Genomic DNA, 19,907 nt, shown 5'->3' on the forward strand with positions numbered 1-19,907 from the left:
AGGAGTGCAGTAAAGATGATATGGAATGCTCTTGCGAATAAAGTTTTGAGTGGGGAAGAGATTACGAACGAAGAAGCACTTGATATTTTGAATTGTCCAGATGAGGATTTGCTCTTGCTTCTGCATGGGGCTTATCAAATCAGAAAGCATTATTATGGTAATCTTGTGAAACTCAATATGATTATTAATACAAAGTCAGGCGCATGCCCAGAGAACTGTGGATATTGCTCGCAATCTATTGTTTCAACTGCACCTATTGAGACTTATCGAATGATGGATAAAGATGAGATGGTTAGAGGGGCTGAATCAGCCTATAACTTGAACGTTGGAACATATTGCATCGTTGCGAGTGGTCGCGGACCATCTAATCGAGATGTAGATAAAGTGGTTGAAGCTGTCAAAGAAATCAAAGATACATATGGCTTAAAAGTATGTGCTTGTCTAGGAATCTTAAAACCTGAACAAGCAGAGCGTCTAAAAGAAGCGGGTGTCGATCGATACAATCATAACTTAAACACTTCAGCTCGGAATCATAAAAATATTACAACGTCTCATACATATGATGATCGAGTGAATACGGTAAACATCGTTAAGGAAAGCGGAATCTCTCCCTGCTCAGGAGTTATCGTTGGTATGCGAGAGACGAAACAAGATGTTATTGATATGGCAAGAAGTCTTAACGTACTAGACGCAGATTCTATTCCAGTGAATTTCTTGCATGCGATCGATGGAACACCGCTAGAAGGGACAGACGAGTTAGATCCACGCTACTGTTTAAAGGTACTTGCATTATTTCGTTATATCAACCCTACAAAGGAGATTCGCATTTCAGGGGGACGTGAGGTGAACTTAAGAAGTCTGCAGCCACTCGGTTTATACGCCGCGAACTCCATATTCGTAGGTGACTATCTGACGACGAGAGGGCAAGAGTCAACAGCAGACCATAAGATGTTAGAAGATTTAGGCTTTCTGATAGATCGAACTCCAGTTATGGCGCGATAGTTTTTGTTAAAGATTGAAAAGCCACTCGAAGCTTTGTACAATAGGGAGTATTCTATTGTATATAGTGGGAGTGGTTTTTTTGGAAAAATGGCAAAATTGGATGGGGAAAATAAACTGGGCTGAGATTATGCTAGCAGCTGGTTTATGGGCGGCGAAATTCTTATTGATCATCGTCATGTTCTTGGTTATCCGTTCAATCGGTAGACGTGTGATCAACCGAATGTTTGATAAAGCAGCAACACATAGAAAGATGTCTTCAGGAAGAATCATTACGTTGCAAAAGCTTGTGGTCAACCTATTTTCATACGTATTAATCTTTGTTTTTGCTGGTATCTTATTCAAGCAGTTCGGACTTGAAATTGGTACTCTTATTGCGGGGGCTGGAGTAGTCGGATTAGCCATAGGTTTTGGAGCACAGGGACTTGTAAGTGATGTTGTTACCGGATTCTTCATCCTCCTTGAAAAACAGATGGAGGTCGGAGATTACGTAACGATTGGCGGTGTTGATGGAATTGTAGAAGAAGTGGGTTTACGAACGACTCACATTCGTGCATTTGATGGTACATTAAATTATATGCCGAACCGTGAGATCAGTACGATCGCAAACCATACACGCGGTAATATGCGAGCACTCGTTGATATTGGGATCGCATACGAAGAAAATATAGATAAGGCTCTTGTTGTATTACAAGATGCTTGCGACAAAGTAAAAGAAAAGAACCCTAGCATTATCGAAGGACCGAACGTGTTAGGTGTTCAAATGTTAGGCTCCTCCGACGTTGTCATACGTATTATTTCTAAGACGATAAACGGAGAACAGTGGGCGGTCGAGAGAGAGTTGCGTAAAGCTTTGAAAGAAGCTTTAGACGCAAACGGCATCGAGATTCCGTATCCTCATCAAGTAAATGTAGAAAAAGGAGCATAAGAAAAGCCGGGGTAACGTTCCCCGGCTTTTTTTAATTCTTTTCGATATTCTGTTTTGATAAATATTCGGTCACACTCTTCAGTTTATTCTTATGAGCCATAATATAAAGTATATCGTGAGCGTGAATCTTGGTTCTTCCTGTTGGTGTGATCAATTCGTCACCACGGATCATAGCACTTACGGCCGATTCTTTTGGTAATGAAATTTCTTCAAGTGTCTGTCCAATGATTTTTGCATGTTCTGGTACAAAGAACTCTACGATCTCTGCGTTTGCTTTACCCATTGAAACAAGTTCCAATACATGTGGAGAAGTAGGTTTTTCTTTTTCAGTCAATTTTAGTTTCTGAGCTACCCAAGGAATAGTAGATCCTTGGATGAGAGCAGAAGTAAGAACAACGAAGAATACAAGATTAAAGAGTAATTGGCTGTTCTCTACACCTTCAATGAGTGGGAACGTCGCTAGAACAATAGGAACAGCGCCACGAAGGCCGGACCATGAGATAAATAATTTTTCATTTATTGTAAAAGCAGAAGTAGGCATACTTAGAAAAACACCTATTGGACGTGCGATAACAATAAGTACGAAAGAGATCATTAAGCCTTTTAGCATGATATCAACATGAAACAGCTCACTTGGAAAAACAAGAAGACCTAATATGGCAAACATTAAAATTTGCATCATCCATGCGAAACCCTCATTAAATCGTACAATTGAGTTTCTGTATGTAAGGTGGCTGTTACCCATAAACACAGCTGCAACATATACAGCGAGTAATCCGCTTGCACCTGCGAGCATCGTAATGGCATATGTCAGTATAGCAAATGAGAGAGCGAAAACTGGATAGAGTCCACTAGATTCAAGTCGTATACGGTTGATGGCATAAACCGCAAGTTTACCAAAGAGATACCCAAATACAGCTCCCATTCCCATCTGCCAAAAGAATGAAAGAATGAGTCCAAGGATTGAAGTGGAATCTTTTGTGAGCAGTTCTATAAAGGTAATCGTTAAAAATACTGCCATAGGATCATTGGAACCAGATTCTGCTTCAAGCGTTGAAGAAAGCTTTTCTTTCACATTTTTTCCGGCTAATACAGAGAAAACCGCTGCAGCATCTGTTGAACCAACGATTGATCCGAATAGAAAAGCTTCAAGCCAATTAACATCTAATAACAACTTAACAGATACAGCTACAACAGCAGTTGTAAGGAATACGCCAAAAGTTGCGAGTGAAAGTGATGTGGTCAAAATAGGTTTTACGCTTCCCCATTTTGTCTGTAGCCCACCTTCAAATAGAATAATAATCAGAGCAATTACTCCAACAAGCTGACTTAAGTGTGGATCATCAAAATAAATAAAATTAAGCCCGTCACTTCCAACAAGCATCCCTAATCCAATAAATAGAACAAGAGCGGGTACTCCAAAACGAGAAGAAAATTTTGTAGTCACCACACCTAGCAGCAGTAAGATTGCAAGTAATAAAATAAAATAATCTACGTTAAGACCACCTTCGAACATAACAACTCTCCTTTATTTTTTACAATTATGTAGCCCTCCAGTATTCAACAAATCGTTTTACAGTAACAACGACAATTATTGTCTTGTAACAATTGACATTTTAACCAAAAGCGGGTAATCTTGACGGAAGATAATGGTCGTAAAATTACATCACCTTCGTCATTTTTTTACATAAACTATTAATGGAAGTTTTTTCTCCATCATTTCAGGGTAAGTAAAATGTTGAAGAGATTTACAGGAGGGATTGAACGTGTCAGCGGACCATCAAAAAAGAGAAAATTTAATTGCTGATCTATTGTTACATAATATTTATAAGACAGCAGATGGACGTCATTTATACGAGCTTTCTTTGCAGGATCTTGAACAACAATTAAAGGATTTACTATCCCCGCCTGCAGAAGAAAAAGCCACTTAAAATAAGTTGAGTGATAAATGGTAACTAAAACTGGCTTCTATGCCAGTTTTTTATTTTTTTCAAGCTTCAGTTATTTTAAAACTAACATAAATAAAAGAAGACTTCACTCAGGAAGTCTTCTTTTATTTCAATTATTTATCTGTAGAAACATCTTCTTCCCATGCCTCTGTGTTTTTTAGTCCGATGCTAGACGGACGGAAAATAGGATCTTTTCCTTCTTTCTTTTGCTTCATATAGTCACCAAGTGCATTAAAGGCAATTTTTCCAAGCAGTGAAATAGCAATTAAGTTGATGATCGCCATAAGTCCCATGAACATGTCAGCTAAACTCCAAACAAAATCAAGTGATGCTATTGCACCGTAACCAACCATAGCTACAACAGCTATTCGGTAGATGAACAACCAAGCTTTGTTCTTACTGATAAACTCGATGTTAGACTCACCGTAATAATAGTTCCCAACTACGGAACTGAATGCAAACAACATAACGATTATCGCTAGGAAAGGGCCACCCCAAGATCCAAGTAATGTGTTTAAAGCTTCTTGCGTTAAAATAATGCCATCCGCTTCCTTAGAATCATACATCCCGGACAATAGAATGATAAAGGCAGTAGAAGAACAGATCAATAGCGTATCAACAAAAACACCTAGGGATTGGATTAAGCCTTGCTTGACAGGGTGGCTGACATCAGCTGTAGCTGCTGCGTTCGGTGCACTACCCATACCCGCTTCGTTTGAGAACAGACCACGTTTGATACCGTTCATCATCGCTGCACCTAGTGCTCCGCCAGCTACTTCCTCTACACCGAAAGCACCTTCGAAAATCATGCTAAAAACAGCAGGAAGTTCTGTAATATTTGTGATCATCAAAAACAGAGCTACGAGTATATAAAGACCTGCCATGATTGGAACGATGATCTCAGATACTTTCGCAATACGTTTGATGCCACCAAAAATGATAATTGCTGTTACAACGGCTAAGAAAATACTTACATAAACAGGTTTTATATCAAAAGATTGTCCAAACGCACTTGCTATCGTATTCGATTGAACAGAATTAAAGGCAAGTCCGAATGTGATAGAAATTAAAATGGCAAAAATAACACCCATCCAGCGAGCATTCAATGCTTTTTCCATGTAATAAGCGGGTCCACCGCGGAATGCAACGCCATCTCTAACTTTGTAGATCTGAGCTAACGTACTTTCTACGAATGCAGACGCAGATCCGATTAATGCGATCAGCCACATCCAAAACACTGCACCGGGTCCACCTGCCGTAATGGCGAGAGCCACCCCAGCTAAGTTACCAGTACCTACGCGTGAAGCTGTACTGATACAAAAAGCCTGGAACGAAGAAACGCCTTTTTTATCAGCTCTTGCACCTTCACCTAAAAGGCGGATCATCTCTCCTAACATACGGAACTGAACAAATTTTGTTCTCACCGTAAAATAAAGTCCTAACCCAATTAGCATGACAATTAGGATATAAGACCATAAATATGTGTTAACACTTCCAATTAAATTGTTAATCCAATCCATACATACACCTCATTTATTCTTTTGTCTATCTCAGCTGTACACCATTTTTTAATGTAACAAAACCTTACATAATTATCAATTATAATTTTTTCCACTCTCTTTTGGCATTTAAGGTTAGCTGATAAACATTGATGAGCTCCGTTTATTTCTTCCAAATAAATATTCCCTGAAGTATGTCGGAACAAACGGTATAAATGGAAAAAGATTTCAAGAGTCCAGTATTTTCACCAACCTAAATTTCGTGAATATACTAGATAAAATTGATTGTATTAATCGGAATTAAAGTAGGTGTTAAGGGTGGAAGGCGGAACCCCTTTATTTATACAAAAGTTTTTTCAATCACCAAAACAAGTAGGGAGTCTGTTTCCAAGTTCTATTAGCTTAGCTAAGAAAATGACGGCTCCTCTATGCTGGGATCATATAGATATCGCTGCTGAATTAGGAGCCGGCACTGGTGTAATAACCAAAGAAATAATACGCAATCTAAAGCCAGGCTCAGAGCTTTATATATTCGAAAAAGATGAAGAGATGAGAAAAAAACTCAAACTAGAGTTTTTTAGAAATACCGTATGTGAAGATGCTCGTCATATCTTAGCTAGTACCGGAAAAGATCAGGAAACACTCGATGCGATTTTCTCAGGTCTGCCTTTTGCAAATTTCACACGCGAATTACAAAAAGAGATTGTCGAGGAAGTATACAGGTCGCTACGGCCCGGGGGAATATTAGTAGCATTTCAATATTCTACTCAGATGAAAAGAATATTTCAAAGCATCTTTCGTACCGTTGAAATATCATTTGTAGCGAAAAATTTCCCTCCAGCTTTCGTATATATATGTGAAAAATAAATGAAAGACAAAAAATGATCAGCACGGTTAAGTGCAGATCATTTTATTGTTTAGCGATAAGAATGGTCCAAATGATCAGAGATTAAATGCTTATGAACCATCGCCTCCATACATGTTATCAGGATAGCAATAAGAAACGAGCCCCACAAAGTGATACTTACACCAGGTAAAGCAAGTCCCAATAGGTAGACAAGTACAAAACTTGAAGCAAAATCGACCGTAAGCTGCTTGCTGTATGAAATGCGAGGAACCATAATATATTCTAGCAATACACCTAGAGGAGCTAATATGACCGTGATCCAAATATAAGGTTGGACAAATTCAAAATCTACACTTTTAAATATAAAGTTAGCTAATATAAGTGCGAGTGGAATACCTAAAATTTTTATCATCAAACTTTGCATGCTCATTTACTCCTTGTCCTAATTAAATTGATAGGGATTCTTTTGTTTTTCGAACGCTCTTTTCTAAAAGATTGTTGCTTTGAACTCCTTGTCACCTTTGACAATTGATTGGAGTGGAAGGTGTGAGACTCCTACGGGACAGGCGAACAGCTGAGACACTTAAGAGTGAAACGTACGAATGTGGCTAAGCGTCTGCCCCGTGGAAAGCGAGCAGCCTGGAACGGAAATCAACACTTCCTAAAGCAACAAAGCTTACGAAAACAGCCTTTTCGAATGATGCTAAATCCATCGTAAAAGACCTATAGTTGCAATCTTTAACAGAATGAACGTTACAGCCATGTTTTATACCTTGTTAAAAAACTTCTTCCTTGAAGTGTCATAAAACATGAAGGGAGTGGGTATTACTTCTGTAAGAAAGTAATTTACAAGGAGGCTAGAAAGGTGGAGTATTCACTATATAAAAAGGACGGAAAGTTTCCATGTGATGTTACAGTTGATTATGACAATATGGTCTTTACAGTACGGGATAGTGATACGACAGGTGAAGTCTTCAACAGTGCTAGTGAAGTTGCTCAGTGGATTAAACAGCATTGGTCTGTTGAACAGTTTCAAAGACCAGATGACTATTACGATTTAATGAAGCACCTTGAAAGTTCATTAGAGGACGAAACATAATAAATACAATCGGTATGGCCAAGTTTAAATACTTGGTCTTTTCTTATAGAATCATATGGAAAAACATGTAATAATGGTTGAAACAAAGAATTGGAGATGCCGTTATGAATACTGGAGATTTCGAGATATTGATGACACAGCTTTTTGGAAAGTGGATCAAGGAATTTGAAGATGAGGGTGAATACGGCTTTACGCATAAGGTTGAGAAAGAGATTAAAGTAATCGCTTATGCGACAAATTTAACCCCAGAGACTGTGGAGAAAGCGCATAACAGCGGAGCAGATCTATTGATCACTCATCACGATGCTTGGGATTTTGTTTACGGAATGAAAGAAGTGTGTGTGGATGAGTTAAAGAAACATCATATATCGCATTACTTCACTCATTATCCACTTGATTTTGTGGAATTTGGGACGAGTACAGCTTTATTCGAACGGATAGATATTGATGAGATTACGAGTTTATCCTCATTTAAGGATAATCAAGAGTTGCCAGGCATCGGCATTTTTCATGAGCCACTTACTTTTTTGGAACTAAAAGAACGACTTGAACATGTAATGGAAGAACCAGTAAAAGCATGGAAAAATCACGATCGTCGGATTAACAAAGTAGGTATCCTTACTGGTGCAGGAAATAATACAGCACTCATTGAGTATGCGAAGAAACAGAACTGCGATGCATTTATTACGGGAGAACGAACGTTATATTCTGTTCAGTATGCAAATTTTGCAGGCATTTCCTTATATGTTGGAAGTCACACATATACTGAAATCTTCGGTGTAGAGAACTTAGTTTTTCGAATTCAGAAACATTATCCAAATGTAAAAGTGGTTAGGATAAACGAAGAACATATAGAATCATGTTAAATGTTAAAAACCTTCTATTCTAAGGAGGTTTTTTTCTTTATGAAAAGCAGAGATTAATAAAGGAGTAACTTTGAGCATATATTTTTAATGTTACATAACCGTTTGATATAATAGTATTAAGTAACATCATATAAGGTGGATATTCAGATGGAATATGTTGAAGCTTTAAGAGATATTAAAGAGATCAATGCGATTAAACGTTATTTAAAGAAAAACTCGGTGAGAGATTATGTTTTATTTGTTTTAGGAATCAACACGGGTTTAAAAATTACTGAATTACTTTGCATACAAGTAAAAGATTTAATATCAGAAGATTTAGTCGTTCATGATTTTTATTCTATCCCTAATAAAGAGGGGAATAAAGAGGTATTCTTAAACGAAACGGTTAAGAAGATCATTATTCAGTATGTTGAATGTGCAGATCTAAAGCGAGAGGATTTTTTATTTTTATCTAAAAAAACAAAGTTGCCGATTACTCGACAGCAAGCTTATCGAGTCATTCATCAAGCTGCAGAACATGCAGGGATCAAAGGTAAAATTGGCACGAACTCGCTGCGTAAAACATTCGGCTACCATGCCTATAAAAGAGGAGTAGCCATATCTCTATTGCAAAGGCATTTCAACCATTCAAGTCCTTCTGAAACACTTAAATATCTTGGGATCTCTAGGGAAGATCCCATTAAAACGCAGATTGACGTAAGATTATAAGGGAAAGTGTGGAGGTACTTATGACAGAAGAAGCGATAACAAATGCACAGGCCATGGACCAGATAAAGAAACAACACAAGAAGTTAACGAAAGGAAAACTTGCTACAAGAGCGATCCTCATAACGTTCGGAGCCATACTGATGGCAGTTGGGCTAGAAATATTCTTAGTACCAAACAATGTTATTGATGGTGGCATAGCCGGTATCTCGATCATGCTATCTCACATCACAGGATTAAAATTAGGACTCTTTCTATTCATATTAAACTTACCGTTTATTTTTGTTGGTTATAAGCAGATCGGAAAAACATTTGCGATCTCAACATTATATGGAATCATCGTTCTTTCAATCGCAACTACATTATTGCATCCTGTTCCACCATTTACAGACGATTTATTATTAGCGACTGTTTTTGGAGGTATATTTATCGGTGTCGGGATTGGAATGGTAATCCGAAGTGGTGGATCATTAGATGGTACAGAAATCTTAGCTATACTCTCAAATAACAAACTGCCTTTTTCTGTTGGTGAAATTATCATGTTCTTTAATATTTTTATTCTTGGAGCAGCAGGTTTTGTTTTCACTTGGGATAGAGCTATGTATTCACTAATCGCTTACTTTATTGCATTCAAGACGATTGACTTAACGATTACAGGTCTCGAAGAATCGAAGTCCGCATGGATCATTAGTGATAATCATAAAGAGATCGGGGACGCCATCCTTCACCGCTTAGGACGTGGAGTTACCTATCTAAAAGGTGAAGGCGCGTATACAGGTGACGAAAAAGGTGTTGTATTCTGTGTGATCACTCGTCTAGAAGAGGCGAAGCTCAAAGATATTGTCGATGAATTTGATACGAGTGCCTTTCTAGCGATTGCTGATATTGCCGAAGTAAAAGGCGGAAGGTTTAAGAAAAAGGGAATTCACTAAAATAGAGGGAGAGTGTAACTTGTTCGGTATATTGAAAATTGCTTTCTCTGCAGTCGTTCTATTGCTTGCTGTATATGGGTTATCTACAGGGAATCATGATTTAACACCATATACTTCTCTTGGAGTTGCATTATTATTACTTGTTATAGGATTTGAAGAGTGGCAAAAAAAGAAAAAATGGATAAGTTATCTCTGCTTTTTTGCATTTGCTGTAAACCTTTATGTTTCTGTACAATCCTTTATCGTTTAATGTTTTAATGTTAAAACGCCTCGTCTTTTTTCGAGGCGTTTTTTCTTTTGGTTATTTTCGTGTCAAAAATGGATGTGAGAGTAAATATCTTTTAGAAAGGAGCGCTTCTTCTTTTTCGTCGGTCGATGATTGTTTGCTCAAACAACCATTTCACTCCTTCTTTTAACGTTGCAGCGACATGATCAGGTTGAATACTAGAAGAAGTATGATTTTGATTCCACGAAGCTTTTCCAGAGCCAGTTTGTACTAATATTGCTATGCAGCCAGCAGATTTGGCAGCAAGCATATCTGTCCACCGGTCACCAATCACGACACACTTTGATAGGTCAAGATTATGATCACTTGCCGCCTCCTTCAGCATGCCGATGGCAGGCTTTCTGCAATCACAGCTCTCTGTATGGTGATGCGGACAAAGATAAACATCATCAAATCCAAACGCACTTAATTCACTGATAAAGTCTTCTACGCATGCATCACCACGACTGATTCCAGGCTGATTAGTGAAAGAAAAACGGAAATATTATGAAATTTGAGTGTTTGAATCACTTCTTCAGTAAAATGAAAAAGTTTAAAATCCCCTGGATATTCTATCTGGTCTGAACCGCCAATCGTTCCGTCACGATCTAAAAAAACAGCTTGAAAAGCTCCATTCATCTATATCAGCTCCTGATCAAATTTGATTGTTGCATTCGGACATCGTTTACTAAGTTCTTGTAAAAACTCATCCCTATTCTTAGGGGAGATAAGAGCTATTCCAAACTGATACGTAATATTGATACGTTTTAAGGATAGAGCTGGGCTGGAAATTGGATTCAACGTTTTATGGGCAGATGAAATTTCACGATATGGGATTCTTTTGTTGATCGGACCACATCTAATGATCAGTTCTTTTTCTTCTAAAACGTAGTAGGTTGTAAACCAAAGCCAACTGATAAACGAGATCAAGGTAAGATTAATGATGATTGTAATCATTATTCCTAACAGATCTGCTTTTTCTGAAAGTAAGGCGTATGTACTGATATAAGCGCCATAAACGATGGCGCCAAAGAGAATCAATCCAAGCCACCAATCTTTTTTTGAGGGGTATTTCATTTTGTGACAACTCCTTTTAAAAGAATAATGGATATAGGAACTGGTATGCTTTTAGGAAGATAATAATTAATCAAAAAAGAAGTAGGTTAGGGAACAAAGTAACGATTAGTATAGAATAGCCTATCAATCTAAGGAGCGAGGCAAATACATCCCTTTTTATTCCATTATAATGGAAGTAGAGTTGAATCTGGAGACTTATTGTTTTTAGGAAGTTGAATTTCTCGTATTGTATTTGTTATGGAACTTTTTACATATTCAGTCGTATTGCTTAATAAGGTAAAGAAGTAAATGTTAAAAAAGGGGATAGTTTATGAACATCTTGTTATTTTCCATCATTGTGGGTCTAGCCGCAGCATTAGTGATCTTTCCGATCTCTAGCGGCAAAAAGCCTGTAAAAAAAGAAAAGAAGAACAACCTTACTGGTACTATGATTAGTGTTACTATTTGTACCATTCCTGCAATATTTGTTTTCTATTATATAACGAATCTGGATCGCAATTTTTCGTCAATCTGGATACTTGCGATTATTGTTACAGCCATTGGTGCGTTTTTTGCGACAGGCAAAGAAAGATTGATCAAGCTGGCTTTGTTCCTTATTAGCTTGATTATTGGTATCTTTTTTCTGTCTGCTGGATTATTTAACGCTAGTGAAAAGTATCAGTCATCCAAAATGGCAGAAAAGACAGAGATTGAGTCATTTGATGAAAAAGAAACTCCGGCAAGTGTGCCGCCCAAGTTTGCAAGAAATAAAATGAGAAAGTCTTTCGGGCAAGTGCCAAACACAAGCTTTTATGAATTAGGAAATCTACAAATTCAAAAAGTGGACGGAAAATACGTCTATATTGCACCTGTTGAATTCTCTGGACTTTTTAAGTGGTGGAATGGCGATGTGACCCCAGGGTATTTTACATTGAGTGCTACCGATTCTTCGGCCAACCCGAAGTTTATTAAATCAGAAATGACTTATACACCATCTTCTTATTTTAATAAAAACGTTGAACGACATATGCGCTCAAGTTATCCAGAATACATTTTCTATGGCGATCCACAACTAGAGATCGATGATGATGGGAAGCCGTTTTATATTCGTTCCTATGGAGAATTCATATCTGCGCGTAACGGATTTAAAGTAAAAGGTATTGTTGTAACAGATCCTGCAAATGGAAATACAAAAAAATATCACATCAAGGACATTCCAGCCTTTATTGATGGCGCCGTATCTCCAGAAACAGTTAGCCTGCAAAACAGTTACTTTGGTAACTATGTGCATGGATTCTGGAACAGTAAATTCGGTAAAAAGGATGTGAAGCTTCCATCTGATGAAGGAACGGAAGCTAATGTAAGCCCAATCTTTGATGAGAATGGTGATATGTTTTACTTTACCGACTTTACAAGCCCGAAAGAGGGAGTCGACTCTATGCTCGGTTATTCATTAACAGATGCAAGAACGGGGAAGGCGACCTATTTTACTGGTAATCTTGAAGAGTCTTATATGGATTCTGAAGGAGCTTTAGAGATCATAGAAAAGAAGTTTATCGAGAAAAAATGGGATGGTGAGATGCCCGTATTGTATAACTTCTATGGAGAAGCAAGCTGGCTGACCCCTGTTCTAGATTCGAATGGATTCCTACAGAACTATTTTATCGTCTCTGCCGCAAACCCAGAAATCTCTGTATATGCAAATACACCAAATGCTGCAATAAAGCAATACAAAACCGCTTTACAGCGAGGTGGAAGTTCAGTGGATGGAACATCGGATGCAGAGGAAAAACAGATAACAGGTGCCGTGCTTCGCGTTTATAAAGAAAAAGTAGGGGATTATACGATTGTATCCTTCTTGCTGGATAACCGTAAGAGCTACATCGTATCTTCAGAAAACAGTCCTCTAGCTATCTATTTAAAAGAACAAGATAAAGTTAACGTTACTTATCAAAATACGGGTGAAGCATTTTTACCTGTAACAGAAATGACAATAGAAGGTTTAGAATAATTGATGATAATAAAAAGGCAGAGCACATTTCATTGTGCTCTGCTCTTTTGTTAAGGTTGTGGAATATATCTTCGTGCTCCTGAGAATTCTACAGCATAAGCAGGTGTTGAGATCGGATCGAGTCTTACTGTAGATGCAGTGTTCGGAGAGTGGATCATCATACCGTTCCCGGCATACATCGCTACATGATGAACGCGTCCTTTTCCTTCATCATAAGCAAAGAACATGAGATCCCCAGGCTGCAGTTGATCTTTATCAACGATCAACCCTTCCTTAGATTGTGGGCCAGAGTCTCGTGGAATTGTTATGCCGTTTGCTTTATGGATGGTGTGTGTAAATCCAGAACAATCAAATCCAAACCCTGAAGCACCAGCCCATAAATAAGGAAGACCTAGAAATTTCTTAGCTTCTTCTACGAGTTCTTCGCCTGTTGGAACCGGAATATCACTTTCACTTCTATATACTTTTGCATCTTTCGCATTAAGCCAACGAACTTTTCCTTGAGGTGTTAAAACGGCAATCGTTTTTCCTAGTTTCTTAATAACTGGCAACTTCGTGTTGTAGCTTAATTCAAGATCTTTTTTATGTCCAAATGGTCCTTTAGTAAGCCAAGCAGTTGGACTTGTAATCAATGCAAATTGTTTTCCTTCAGCTTTTTTAAAGTGATCAGAGTAAGTTAATTGTGCTAACGGCATCCACCCTGGATATCCAAGCTCATTTCTAGGGGTAGGCTGGCCATAGACCGCAACTTTTACCCAATCTCCTTGTTGTTCCAAAATATGTACTTTTTGACCATATAGTGCTTGTGTTTCAAGTTCGCCTACTAACCAAAGCTTTTCTTCATACGTCATACTGGTTGTCCAACTTCTTAAGTCAACGGGGTGAGAAACCGATGGATCATCAACAGGTCTTGCTGCATCTGGTCCTACCCAAAGGGTTGCTGCAGCAACATTTACATACATATCTTTCCCAACAATCTCTTTGTTTGTTGCTCCTTTTTCAGCTGAAGCTGTGTTTGAAAATATACCAAGTAACACAGCAAGTGAAAATAATATTTTTACTATTTTTTTCATAGCACCTTCGCTCCTTTTTCTATTTTTCTACATCATTCGTGTTTTTGGTTTGGCATTCCTTTTATACTTGCAAAAGATAAGTCGAATAGCCTTATGTATGTTTTGGATCATCTGTAGCTTATGTACTAGAAATGATAGATTGCAGGTAAAAAGAGGGATGAAAAAAACACCTCCTTTAAGAGGTGTTTGATAGGTCTAGCTTATTAAAAAACGGTTTGCATCCATAAGCTGATTTCCGTAAACAACAAAAGCAGACAAGACTCCTGCTAACAATAGATACATGATCAACACGATCACTTTTGTTTTGGTGTTTGAGACGTAATAGTTTTTAGTTTGTTCAAATTGTTTCTCGATGTTTGCTTTTTCAGTTAACAAGCTTTGTTCATACGCTTCAAACAAGCTGCTGTGACTAAAGTTTGAAAGCTCTGGTATAGTTGCCAACTCTTCAGGATCAGCTTCTTTATACATGTTATGAATATATTCTTTCTGACGTTGATTGCTCTCATATTCTTCTAAGAGTGTTTGTAGGAACCGTTCACGGTTGTTTAAAATTTCTATTTCCACTAATGTACGATGCTTACGAATCTTCTTCTTATCCTGCAGAACAGGGAACGAATACCCGGTTGGCATGTTTCGCTTTAGTCTATCTTTTGCAACGCGCACATCTTCAAAATACGTACTGATGATATAACCAAAGTTCGGCATGTCCTTGTATTCATTCATCTCCTGATTAATCACAGTGAGTTTATCTTGTTCTGATTGAAACAAAGTAAGTGTTTCTTTCAGTTTGTTTTGTTCAAAGTCTTCACGAACTCGTTTCCACCATGTTAGGATACCGAAAATGAAGATTAAGAAAATGATTGGATCAGGTGATATGAACAAGTAAGGCAGGACAAGTAATAAACCAATAAACCAGATCTTAGTAGACAGAACTCCAACAATTCTACCACCATCGAGTGGTGAGACGGGGAACAAGTTAAATAGGTTGATCATTGCCCCTAAAAAGATGACCAAGCCCCAGAATGGTTCTGCAGTCGTTTCATACAGAAACACAGCTGGCAAGAAAGATAATAACCCGAACAACGGTCCTGCATAAGCGATATAGGCTTCGTCTTTAGCATTTTTAGGCATCTCTTTCATACCGATCGCGGCACCCATAAACGGGATAAATATCGCGGGCGATGTTTTTATTCCTTTTTGTTTAGCAGCGACTAAATGGCCCATCTCATGCACAAAAATTAGATATACGATTGCTACTGCGAATTTCCAGCCATAAAATGCCGCGTATGCACCAAGTGATATAAACATGGAGATGAGTGTTGCGAATTTCCCTAATTTTAGTAGGGTGAACACCCACTTTAATTTACTTAACAGAAACAAACCTATTCCCGCTATGATGGTCCATATACGGGATTGGTTTTGTTTTTCAGCTTTTTGAGCCATGTATGAATCCTCCAACTATAGTTTCTTATTTCTATCTTAAAGGAAATACGTTAAAAGGGGAAAGAAGTTTCTCTTTTAAGAAAATTCCTTTATAGGCGGTTTTTTGATTGAAAAATAGGGGTATACGACATTTAAGTACCCCTCTATTGATAGGAAAGTGTTGCGAATGCTGTTATAGATAAGAAGGAGTGATGAGTTTGGCTCTACATGACCATCCATATATTAGTGATGCATTTGTTATGAACAAAGCAGAAGTGATTAAAGCAGTAGAAGGATATTTATTACGCGAAGGCTATGAGACTGAAACCTGCAATGAGATTGACGGTGTAGATTTGACTGCAACAAATGAATATCATACACTTCTGATCGCAGCTCAAGGGAATATGTCTGAAATAACTGGCTATCAAAACCAGAATGAATTTTGTCTGAAATTTGTAAATCTGCTAAAAAGTCATGAAAAAAACCCTGCTAAGACATTAGTACTTGCTCATCCCGACACTCCAAGTTATCGTGAAAAAGCAAATACGATCAGACATGCATTGGATGATTTAGGAATGGTAAGATTTTGGATTAAAGAAGATGGAACGATAGAGTGGGAATAGAGTTGCTCAACAAGAAAAGCACCGGAAAAATTTCCGGTGCTATTTTACTTTTTCGATTGTATCATGGCTAGCTTCGTATAATTCAGGCAAAACTTCCATCTCTTCAATTTCTCGCTTCGTTTTTTCAGTTCCTAATAAGTAGAGGTTCCTAAACAATTCGTACACAAGCTTACTGTCTTTTCCTCGATGGTATTCAGCATGTGATTCAGAAAAGTGTCTTTTCGGTGAGAAAATATCCAATCCTTCTTGTTTATTGTTAGCGTGCATTTTTGCAAACAGATGCTCTAGCTGTTGCTTTTCATCATAAGAAGCTTGAATTTCAAAATAATGCACATGATCATCAGTAGGAAGGGGCTCCATATCGCCTTTAGCTGTTACATAAAACGTTCCTTTTTGTTCCATTCTCGAATACCTCCTTTTTCCTTTTCATACCTCTAGTAAGCTATTTTGAAACCTATTACGTAGAAAAGAAAAAAGAAGCTAAATACTCTTAGCTTCTTGTCCATATAGATCAGCGTTCTTTTTTAGTAAGGAATAAATGTACATATCATAATAATGATCTCCAACTCTTTGGTGTTCGTGAAGTAATGCTTCTTCTTGAAAACCAAGTTTAGTTACAAGTGAGCGTGAAGAATTGTTTTCGGGTCTGATCACAGCAGCAATTCTGTTAAATTCGATCCCATTGAAACCATAATGAAGAATCGCTCGTAATGCCTCATTCATAAATCCATTATGCCAATATGCTCGATTTAGTTCATAGCCGAGTTCTGTTCTTCTGTCTGATTTGCTCCAATTATGAAACCCGCATGTTCCGATGAGTTTATCTTGTTCTTTTAGAATGATTCCCCAACGGATGGAGCTTCCTGTTGTAAATCCTTTTTCGAACGCTTGAATAAGCTCAAAAGCTTCTTCCTCTGTTTTTAAAGGTTCCATTCCATAGAATTGAAGTGCGTCACCATCAGAGAAGGTTTCGTATATTTCCTTTACATCTGATTGAATAACGGGTCTTAGTCTTAGTCTATCGGTTTCAATGACTGGAAAATGATCGTATGTATTCAATAATTACCTCCTGTATTAAGAAATAGATTTTAACGACATCTCTTCAATAAATAGTTGGGTTAAGTATGGATCCCATTGTGTACCTTTTCCATCCTCTAAGATAGCCAATGCTTTTTCATGGGTCATCCCTTTCCGGTATGGTCTATCAGATGTCATTGCATCATAAGCATCGGCTACAGCAATGATTCTTCCGAAAATAGGTATGTTTTCTCCAGCTAGCTGTTCAGGATAGCCGTTGCCATCATAGCGTTCATGATGATAACGAACACCAGGAAGCAGTGGTTGCATCGCGTCATAAGGCTGAACTTGCGCTAGGATGTCAGCACCTATTACTGGATGCTTTTTTATTTGTTCAAATTCTTCTGAAGTTAATTTTGATTCTTTCAATAAGACGACATCGGGTATACCGATTTTTCCTATATCATGCAAAAGAGCTGCTTTTCGAAGTTGTACCAATTGTTGAAACGGCAGTCCGGCCATCTGACCGATCTTCATTGCATAATCGGCAACTCGTAAGCTATGCCCCGCTGTGTAAGGATCTCGTGCATCCAAAGTGGCAGCCATTGTCGCGAAAAAACTTTCCAGCAGCTGTTTATTTTCATGTTCACGAGATTGTATAGCTTGAGCCATATGATTAAAACCTTTTATAAGTTTAGAGAACTCATCTGAATACAGATCGTTGACTTTCGCATTAGAATTTCCGGTGCGAACCTCATGCATGCCTGTTTGAAGTTCGTTCATAGGCTGTTGAATATCTTTAAACAATAAGTATGCTCCATAGATAGCAAAAGAAATACCGATCAATAAGATGAAGAAAGCCCAACTCCAATACGATCCGTTTACAGGTGCGGATAAATGATATAAGCGTACTTGATTCGCGAGTGCGAACAACAGCAATGGAAATGTTCCAATAAATAAGGTGCTCCATTGAATTTTTCGTTGAATAGATATGTGTTTAGAGGTTGCTAAAGACAATATCTTCCCATGGTCCTTAAGCGTTCTTTCCTGAATATTTCGAAGCACAGGTTGAACCGCTTTCGTCGTCAAAAAGAATTCAATGATCGCATGCATACCTGCCACTAAGATAGCTCCGAGTGATGCGAGATACATGTAATAATAGGGTAGTGACAAATAACCTGAAGAGATCGCTATAGCTGTTAGACATAGTGCAGGTATAGATAACCCAAATAAATGTGGACCAAGAATTCGTTTAACCGTTCTAATCGGGAAATGATGCGCGTGAAAATATGCTTTTTCTGCGAGCTGTATGGCAGGTTGTTGTTTCGAGAAATAATTTTTAAAAACGGCTGTATGCATACGGAAAAAAACAAATTCAAGAGAGAACATAATCATACTAGAAATAAGGAGAATACCACACAAAACTAAAAATTCGAATGTTGATAAACGGAGTGTGGTAAAAACAAATACCCCTCCGACTCCTAATACGGCAGCGGTTGAACCAATCACGTAATTTTTTAATAAACGTTTTTCAAAATTCTCATATATCTTCATGTTCCCCTGCCTTTCTTACTATGACTTTTAAAAGATATTATTAGCATACCTTACAAAAAGTTGGAAAAAAAGCGATTTTTCAACACTTTTTAACATTTTTTGATAATAACTAGGTAATACGCTTCATTTATGAGTTATGGGTTCAGAAGAAATGAAAATTATTGATAGTGATTGACTGGAGAACAAGAAGGTTTGGCACTAAGTATAGCATGTATGATAGTGGTGCAAAATACACAGGATGGATAATTATTAGTAATAACGGGTATGAAATGGTATACGGAAGTAGGAAGGGAGATTGAATCATGGCATTATCTACACAAGAAATGGACCATTTTAAGCAAATTTTATTATCACGAAAAGAAGAGATAAAAGGAATGAGGGAAAGAAACGACTCATTTGGTAATGATTCAGAATTTCCGAAAGAATCAACAGGTGAACTTTCAAATTATGATAATCATCCTGGTGATCTTGGCACTGAATTATTTGAAAAAGAAAAAGATATTGCGTTAAATGATCTTCATGAAAAAGAACTTGAAGATATAGATGTAGCTTTAAAAAGTATTGAGACAGGTGATTACGGAGTTTGTAAAACGTGTGGCAAGGATATTATGAAAGAACGTTTAGAGGTAGTCCCTTTTACGCTTTATTGTAAAGAGCATAGTCCTGCACAAAACTCATCAGATGATCGTCCTATTGAAGAAGAGGTTATTGGCCCTGATTATAAAACAAGAAGCAATGACAATAAAGATGCGACATACTTTGATGGAGAAGATGCATGGCAGTCCGTTGCTAAATATGGTACGAGTGAAACTCCTTCAGACTTTACTGATCCTGATAAAAGAGATTATAACGAGATGTATGAAGACTCTGATGATGATGACGGTTTTGTAGAAGACTATGAAAGTTTTGTTGCTACTGATATAACAGGAAAAGAAAGAAATGTTATCCACAACAGAAATCATGAGGAATATGAAGAAGAGTTGGACAGGGAAGAGGAGAAGCAGTCAGATAGAGAAAAATATGATAAGTAAAGATACAAGGCGCTGTCTATTTTAGACAGCG

General features: G+C 37.7%; 20 protein-coding genes and 2 pseudogenes. 12 read left to right on the forward strand and 10 right to left on the reverse strand.

Annotated features, from left to right (window positions below; translation table 11 throughout):
• The first annotated feature begins 15 nt into the window (after positions 1-15).
• Positions 16-1,002, forward strand: coding sequence for a biotin synthase BioB (bioB, locus tag IHV09_RS03480; protein ID WP_197263628.1), 987 nt, complete (start codon positions 16-18; stop codon positions 1,000-1,002).
• A 100-nt stretch (positions 1,003-1,102) separates the two neighbouring features.
• Positions 1,103-1,927 carry a mechanosensitive ion channel family protein gene (locus IHV09_RS03485; protein ID WP_197128185.1) on the forward strand — a complete coding sequence of 275 codons (825 nt, stop codon included), beginning with the start codon at positions 1,103-1,105 and terminating at the stop codon, positions 1,925-1,927.
• Positions 1,928-1,958: 31 nt separating this feature from the next.
• Here IHV09_RS03485 and IHV09_RS03490 read toward each other — a convergent pair whose 3' ends face one another.
• Entirely contained in the window at positions 1,959-3,443 is a 1,485-nt protein-coding gene (locus IHV09_RS03490; protein WP_197263629.1) for a potassium/proton antiporter, read from the reverse strand.
• A gap of 250 nt (positions 3,444-3,693) precedes the next feature.
• On the opposite strand from IHV09_RS03490, the gene IHV09_RS03495 reads away from it, so the two are divergent.
• Positions 3,694-3,858 carry a Fur-regulated basic protein FbpA gene (locus tag IHV09_RS03495; protein ID WP_312035158.1) on the forward strand — a complete coding sequence of 55 codons (165 nt, stop codon included), beginning with the start codon at positions 3,694-3,696 and terminating at the stop codon, positions 3,856-3,858.
• A gap of 131 nt (positions 3,859-3,989) precedes the next feature.
• Here IHV09_RS03495 and IHV09_RS03500 read toward each other — a convergent pair whose 3' ends face one another.
• The gene (locus tag IHV09_RS03500) at positions 3,990-5,396 is read right to left on the reverse strand and encodes an alanine/glycine:cation symporter family protein (RefSeq protein WP_197263630.1); all 1,407 of its coding nucleotides are present in this window, start codon (positions 5,394-5,396) and stop codon (positions 3,990-3,992) included.
• Between the two features lie 297 nt (positions 5,397-5,693).
• Here IHV09_RS03500 and IHV09_RS03505 point away from each other — a divergent pair, with 297 nt between their 5' ends.
• Positions 5,694-6,242 (forward strand): class I SAM-dependent methyltransferase, encoded by a 549-nt coding sequence (locus IHV09_RS03505; protein WP_370568922.1) that lies wholly within the window; start codon positions 5,694-5,696, stop codon positions 6,240-6,242.
• Between the two features lie 50 nt (positions 6,243-6,292).
• On the opposite strand, the gene IHV09_RS03510 is transcribed toward IHV09_RS03505, so the two are convergent.
• Positions 6,293-6,646: a DUF2512 family protein gene (locus IHV09_RS03510; protein ID WP_197127336.1), complete on the reverse strand. Its 354-nt coding sequence runs from the start codon at positions 6,644-6,646 to the stop codon at positions 6,293-6,295.
• 441 nt (positions 6,647-7,087) lie between these two features.
• Here IHV09_RS03510 and IHV09_RS03515 point away from each other — a divergent pair, with 441 nt between their 5' ends.
• The 5 genes from IHV09_RS03515 (at position 7,088) to IHV09_RS03535 (ending at position 10,074) form a co-directional block, all read left to right on the forward strand.
• Positions 7,088-7,321: a hypothetical protein gene (locus IHV09_RS03515; RefSeq protein ID WP_197127338.1), complete on the forward strand. Its 234-nt coding sequence runs from the start codon at positions 7,088-7,090 to the stop codon at positions 7,319-7,321.
• A gap of 104 nt (positions 7,322-7,425) precedes the next feature.
• Positions 7,426-8,187 carry a Nif3-like dinuclear metal center hexameric protein gene (locus tag IHV09_RS03520; RefSeq protein WP_197263631.1) on the forward strand — a complete coding sequence of 254 codons (762 nt, stop codon included), beginning with the start codon at positions 7,426-7,428 and terminating at the stop codon, positions 8,185-8,187.
• 147 nt (positions 8,188-8,334) lie between these two features.
• The gene (locus IHV09_RS03525; RefSeq protein ID WP_197127340.1) at positions 8,335-8,895 is read left to right on the forward strand and encodes a tyrosine-type recombinase/integrase; all 561 of its coding nucleotides are present in this window, start codon (positions 8,335-8,337) and stop codon (positions 8,893-8,895) included.
• A gap of 20 nt (positions 8,896-8,915) precedes the next feature.
• Positions 8,916-9,824 carry a YitT family protein gene (locus IHV09_RS03530; RefSeq protein ID WP_370568779.1) on the forward strand — a complete coding sequence of 303 codons (909 nt, stop codon included), beginning with the start codon at positions 8,916-8,918 and terminating at the stop codon, positions 9,822-9,824.
• Positions 9,825-9,843: 19 nt separating this feature from the next.
• Entirely contained in the window at positions 9,844-10,074 is a 231-nt protein-coding gene (locus IHV09_RS03535; RefSeq protein WP_197190464.1) for a DUF3953 domain-containing protein, read from the forward strand.
• 91 nt (positions 10,075-10,165) lie between these two features.
• Here IHV09_RS03535 and IHV09_RS03540 read toward each other — a convergent pair.
• Positions 10,166-10,728 (reverse strand): annotated as a pseudogene (locus IHV09_RS03540) (HAD-IIIA family hydrolase).
• The gene (locus IHV09_RS03545; protein WP_197263632.1) at positions 10,729-11,166 is read right to left on the reverse strand and encodes a PH domain-containing protein; all 438 of its coding nucleotides are present in this window, start codon (positions 11,164-11,166) and stop codon (positions 10,729-10,731) included. It abuts the pseudogene before it with no gap.
• Between the two features lie 310 nt (positions 11,167-11,476).
• Between IHV09_RS03545 and IHV09_RS03550 the strand changes: the two genes are divergently transcribed.
• A complete protein-coding gene (locus IHV09_RS03550) occupies positions 11,477-13,156 on the forward strand; it encodes a hypothetical protein (RefSeq protein WP_197263633.1) in 1,680 nt (559 codons plus the stop codon).
• Between the two features lie 50 nt (positions 13,157-13,206).
• On the opposite strand, the gene IHV09_RS03555 is transcribed toward IHV09_RS03550, so the two are convergent.
• Together IHV09_RS03555 and IHV09_RS22325 are read right to left on the reverse strand one after the other, a co-directional pair.
• Positions 13,207-14,229: an NlpC/P60 family protein gene (locus IHV09_RS03555; RefSeq protein WP_197263634.1), complete on the reverse strand. Its 1,023-nt coding sequence runs from the start codon at positions 14,227-14,229 to the stop codon at positions 13,207-13,209.
• A gap of 881 nt (positions 14,230-15,110) precedes the next feature.
• A pseudogene (locus IHV09_RS22325) lies at positions 15,111-15,672 on the reverse strand (site-2 protease family protein); the annotation flags it as partial.
• 197 nt (positions 15,673-15,869) lie between these two features.
• Between IHV09_RS22325 and IHV09_RS03565 the strand changes: the two are divergent.
• Complete coding sequence (locus IHV09_RS03565; protein WP_197263636.1) at positions 15,870-16,274, forward strand: hypothetical protein; 405 nt, start codon at positions 15,870-15,872, stop codon at positions 16,272-16,274.
• A 39-nt stretch (positions 16,275-16,313) separates the two neighbouring features.
• On the opposite strand, the gene IHV09_RS03570 is transcribed toward IHV09_RS03565, so the two are convergent.
• From IHV09_RS03570 to IHV09_RS03580, 3 genes are all read right to left on the reverse strand, one after another.
• A complete protein-coding gene (locus IHV09_RS03570; RefSeq protein ID WP_197190458.1) occupies positions 16,314-16,676 on the reverse strand; it encodes a hypothetical protein in 363 nt (120 codons plus the stop codon).
• Between the two features lie 78 nt (positions 16,677-16,754).
• A complete protein-coding gene (locus tag IHV09_RS03575; RefSeq protein ID WP_197127349.1) occupies positions 16,755-17,333 on the reverse strand; it encodes a GNAT family N-acetyltransferase in 579 nt (192 codons plus the stop codon).
• A 15-nt stretch (positions 17,334-17,348) separates the two neighbouring features.
• Complete coding sequence (locus IHV09_RS03580) at positions 17,349-18,845, reverse strand: HD domain-containing phosphohydrolase (protein ID WP_197127350.1); 1,497 nt, start codon at positions 18,843-18,845, stop codon at positions 17,349-17,351.
• 302 nt (positions 18,846-19,147) lie between these two features.
• Between IHV09_RS03580 and IHV09_RS03585 the strand changes: the two genes are divergently transcribed.
• The gene (locus IHV09_RS03585; RefSeq protein WP_197263637.1) at positions 19,148-19,876 is read left to right on the forward strand and encodes a TraR/DksA C4-type zinc finger protein; all 729 of its coding nucleotides are present in this window, start codon (positions 19,148-19,150) and stop codon (positions 19,874-19,876) included.
• The last annotated feature ends 31 nt before the right edge of the window (positions 19,877-19,907 follow it).

Origin of the sequence: Fictibacillus sp. 23RED33 (genome assembly GCF_015903925.1) — a bacterium.
Lineage (GTDB): Bacteria > Bacillota > Bacilli > Bacillales > Fictibacillaceae > Fictibacillus > Fictibacillus phosphorivorans.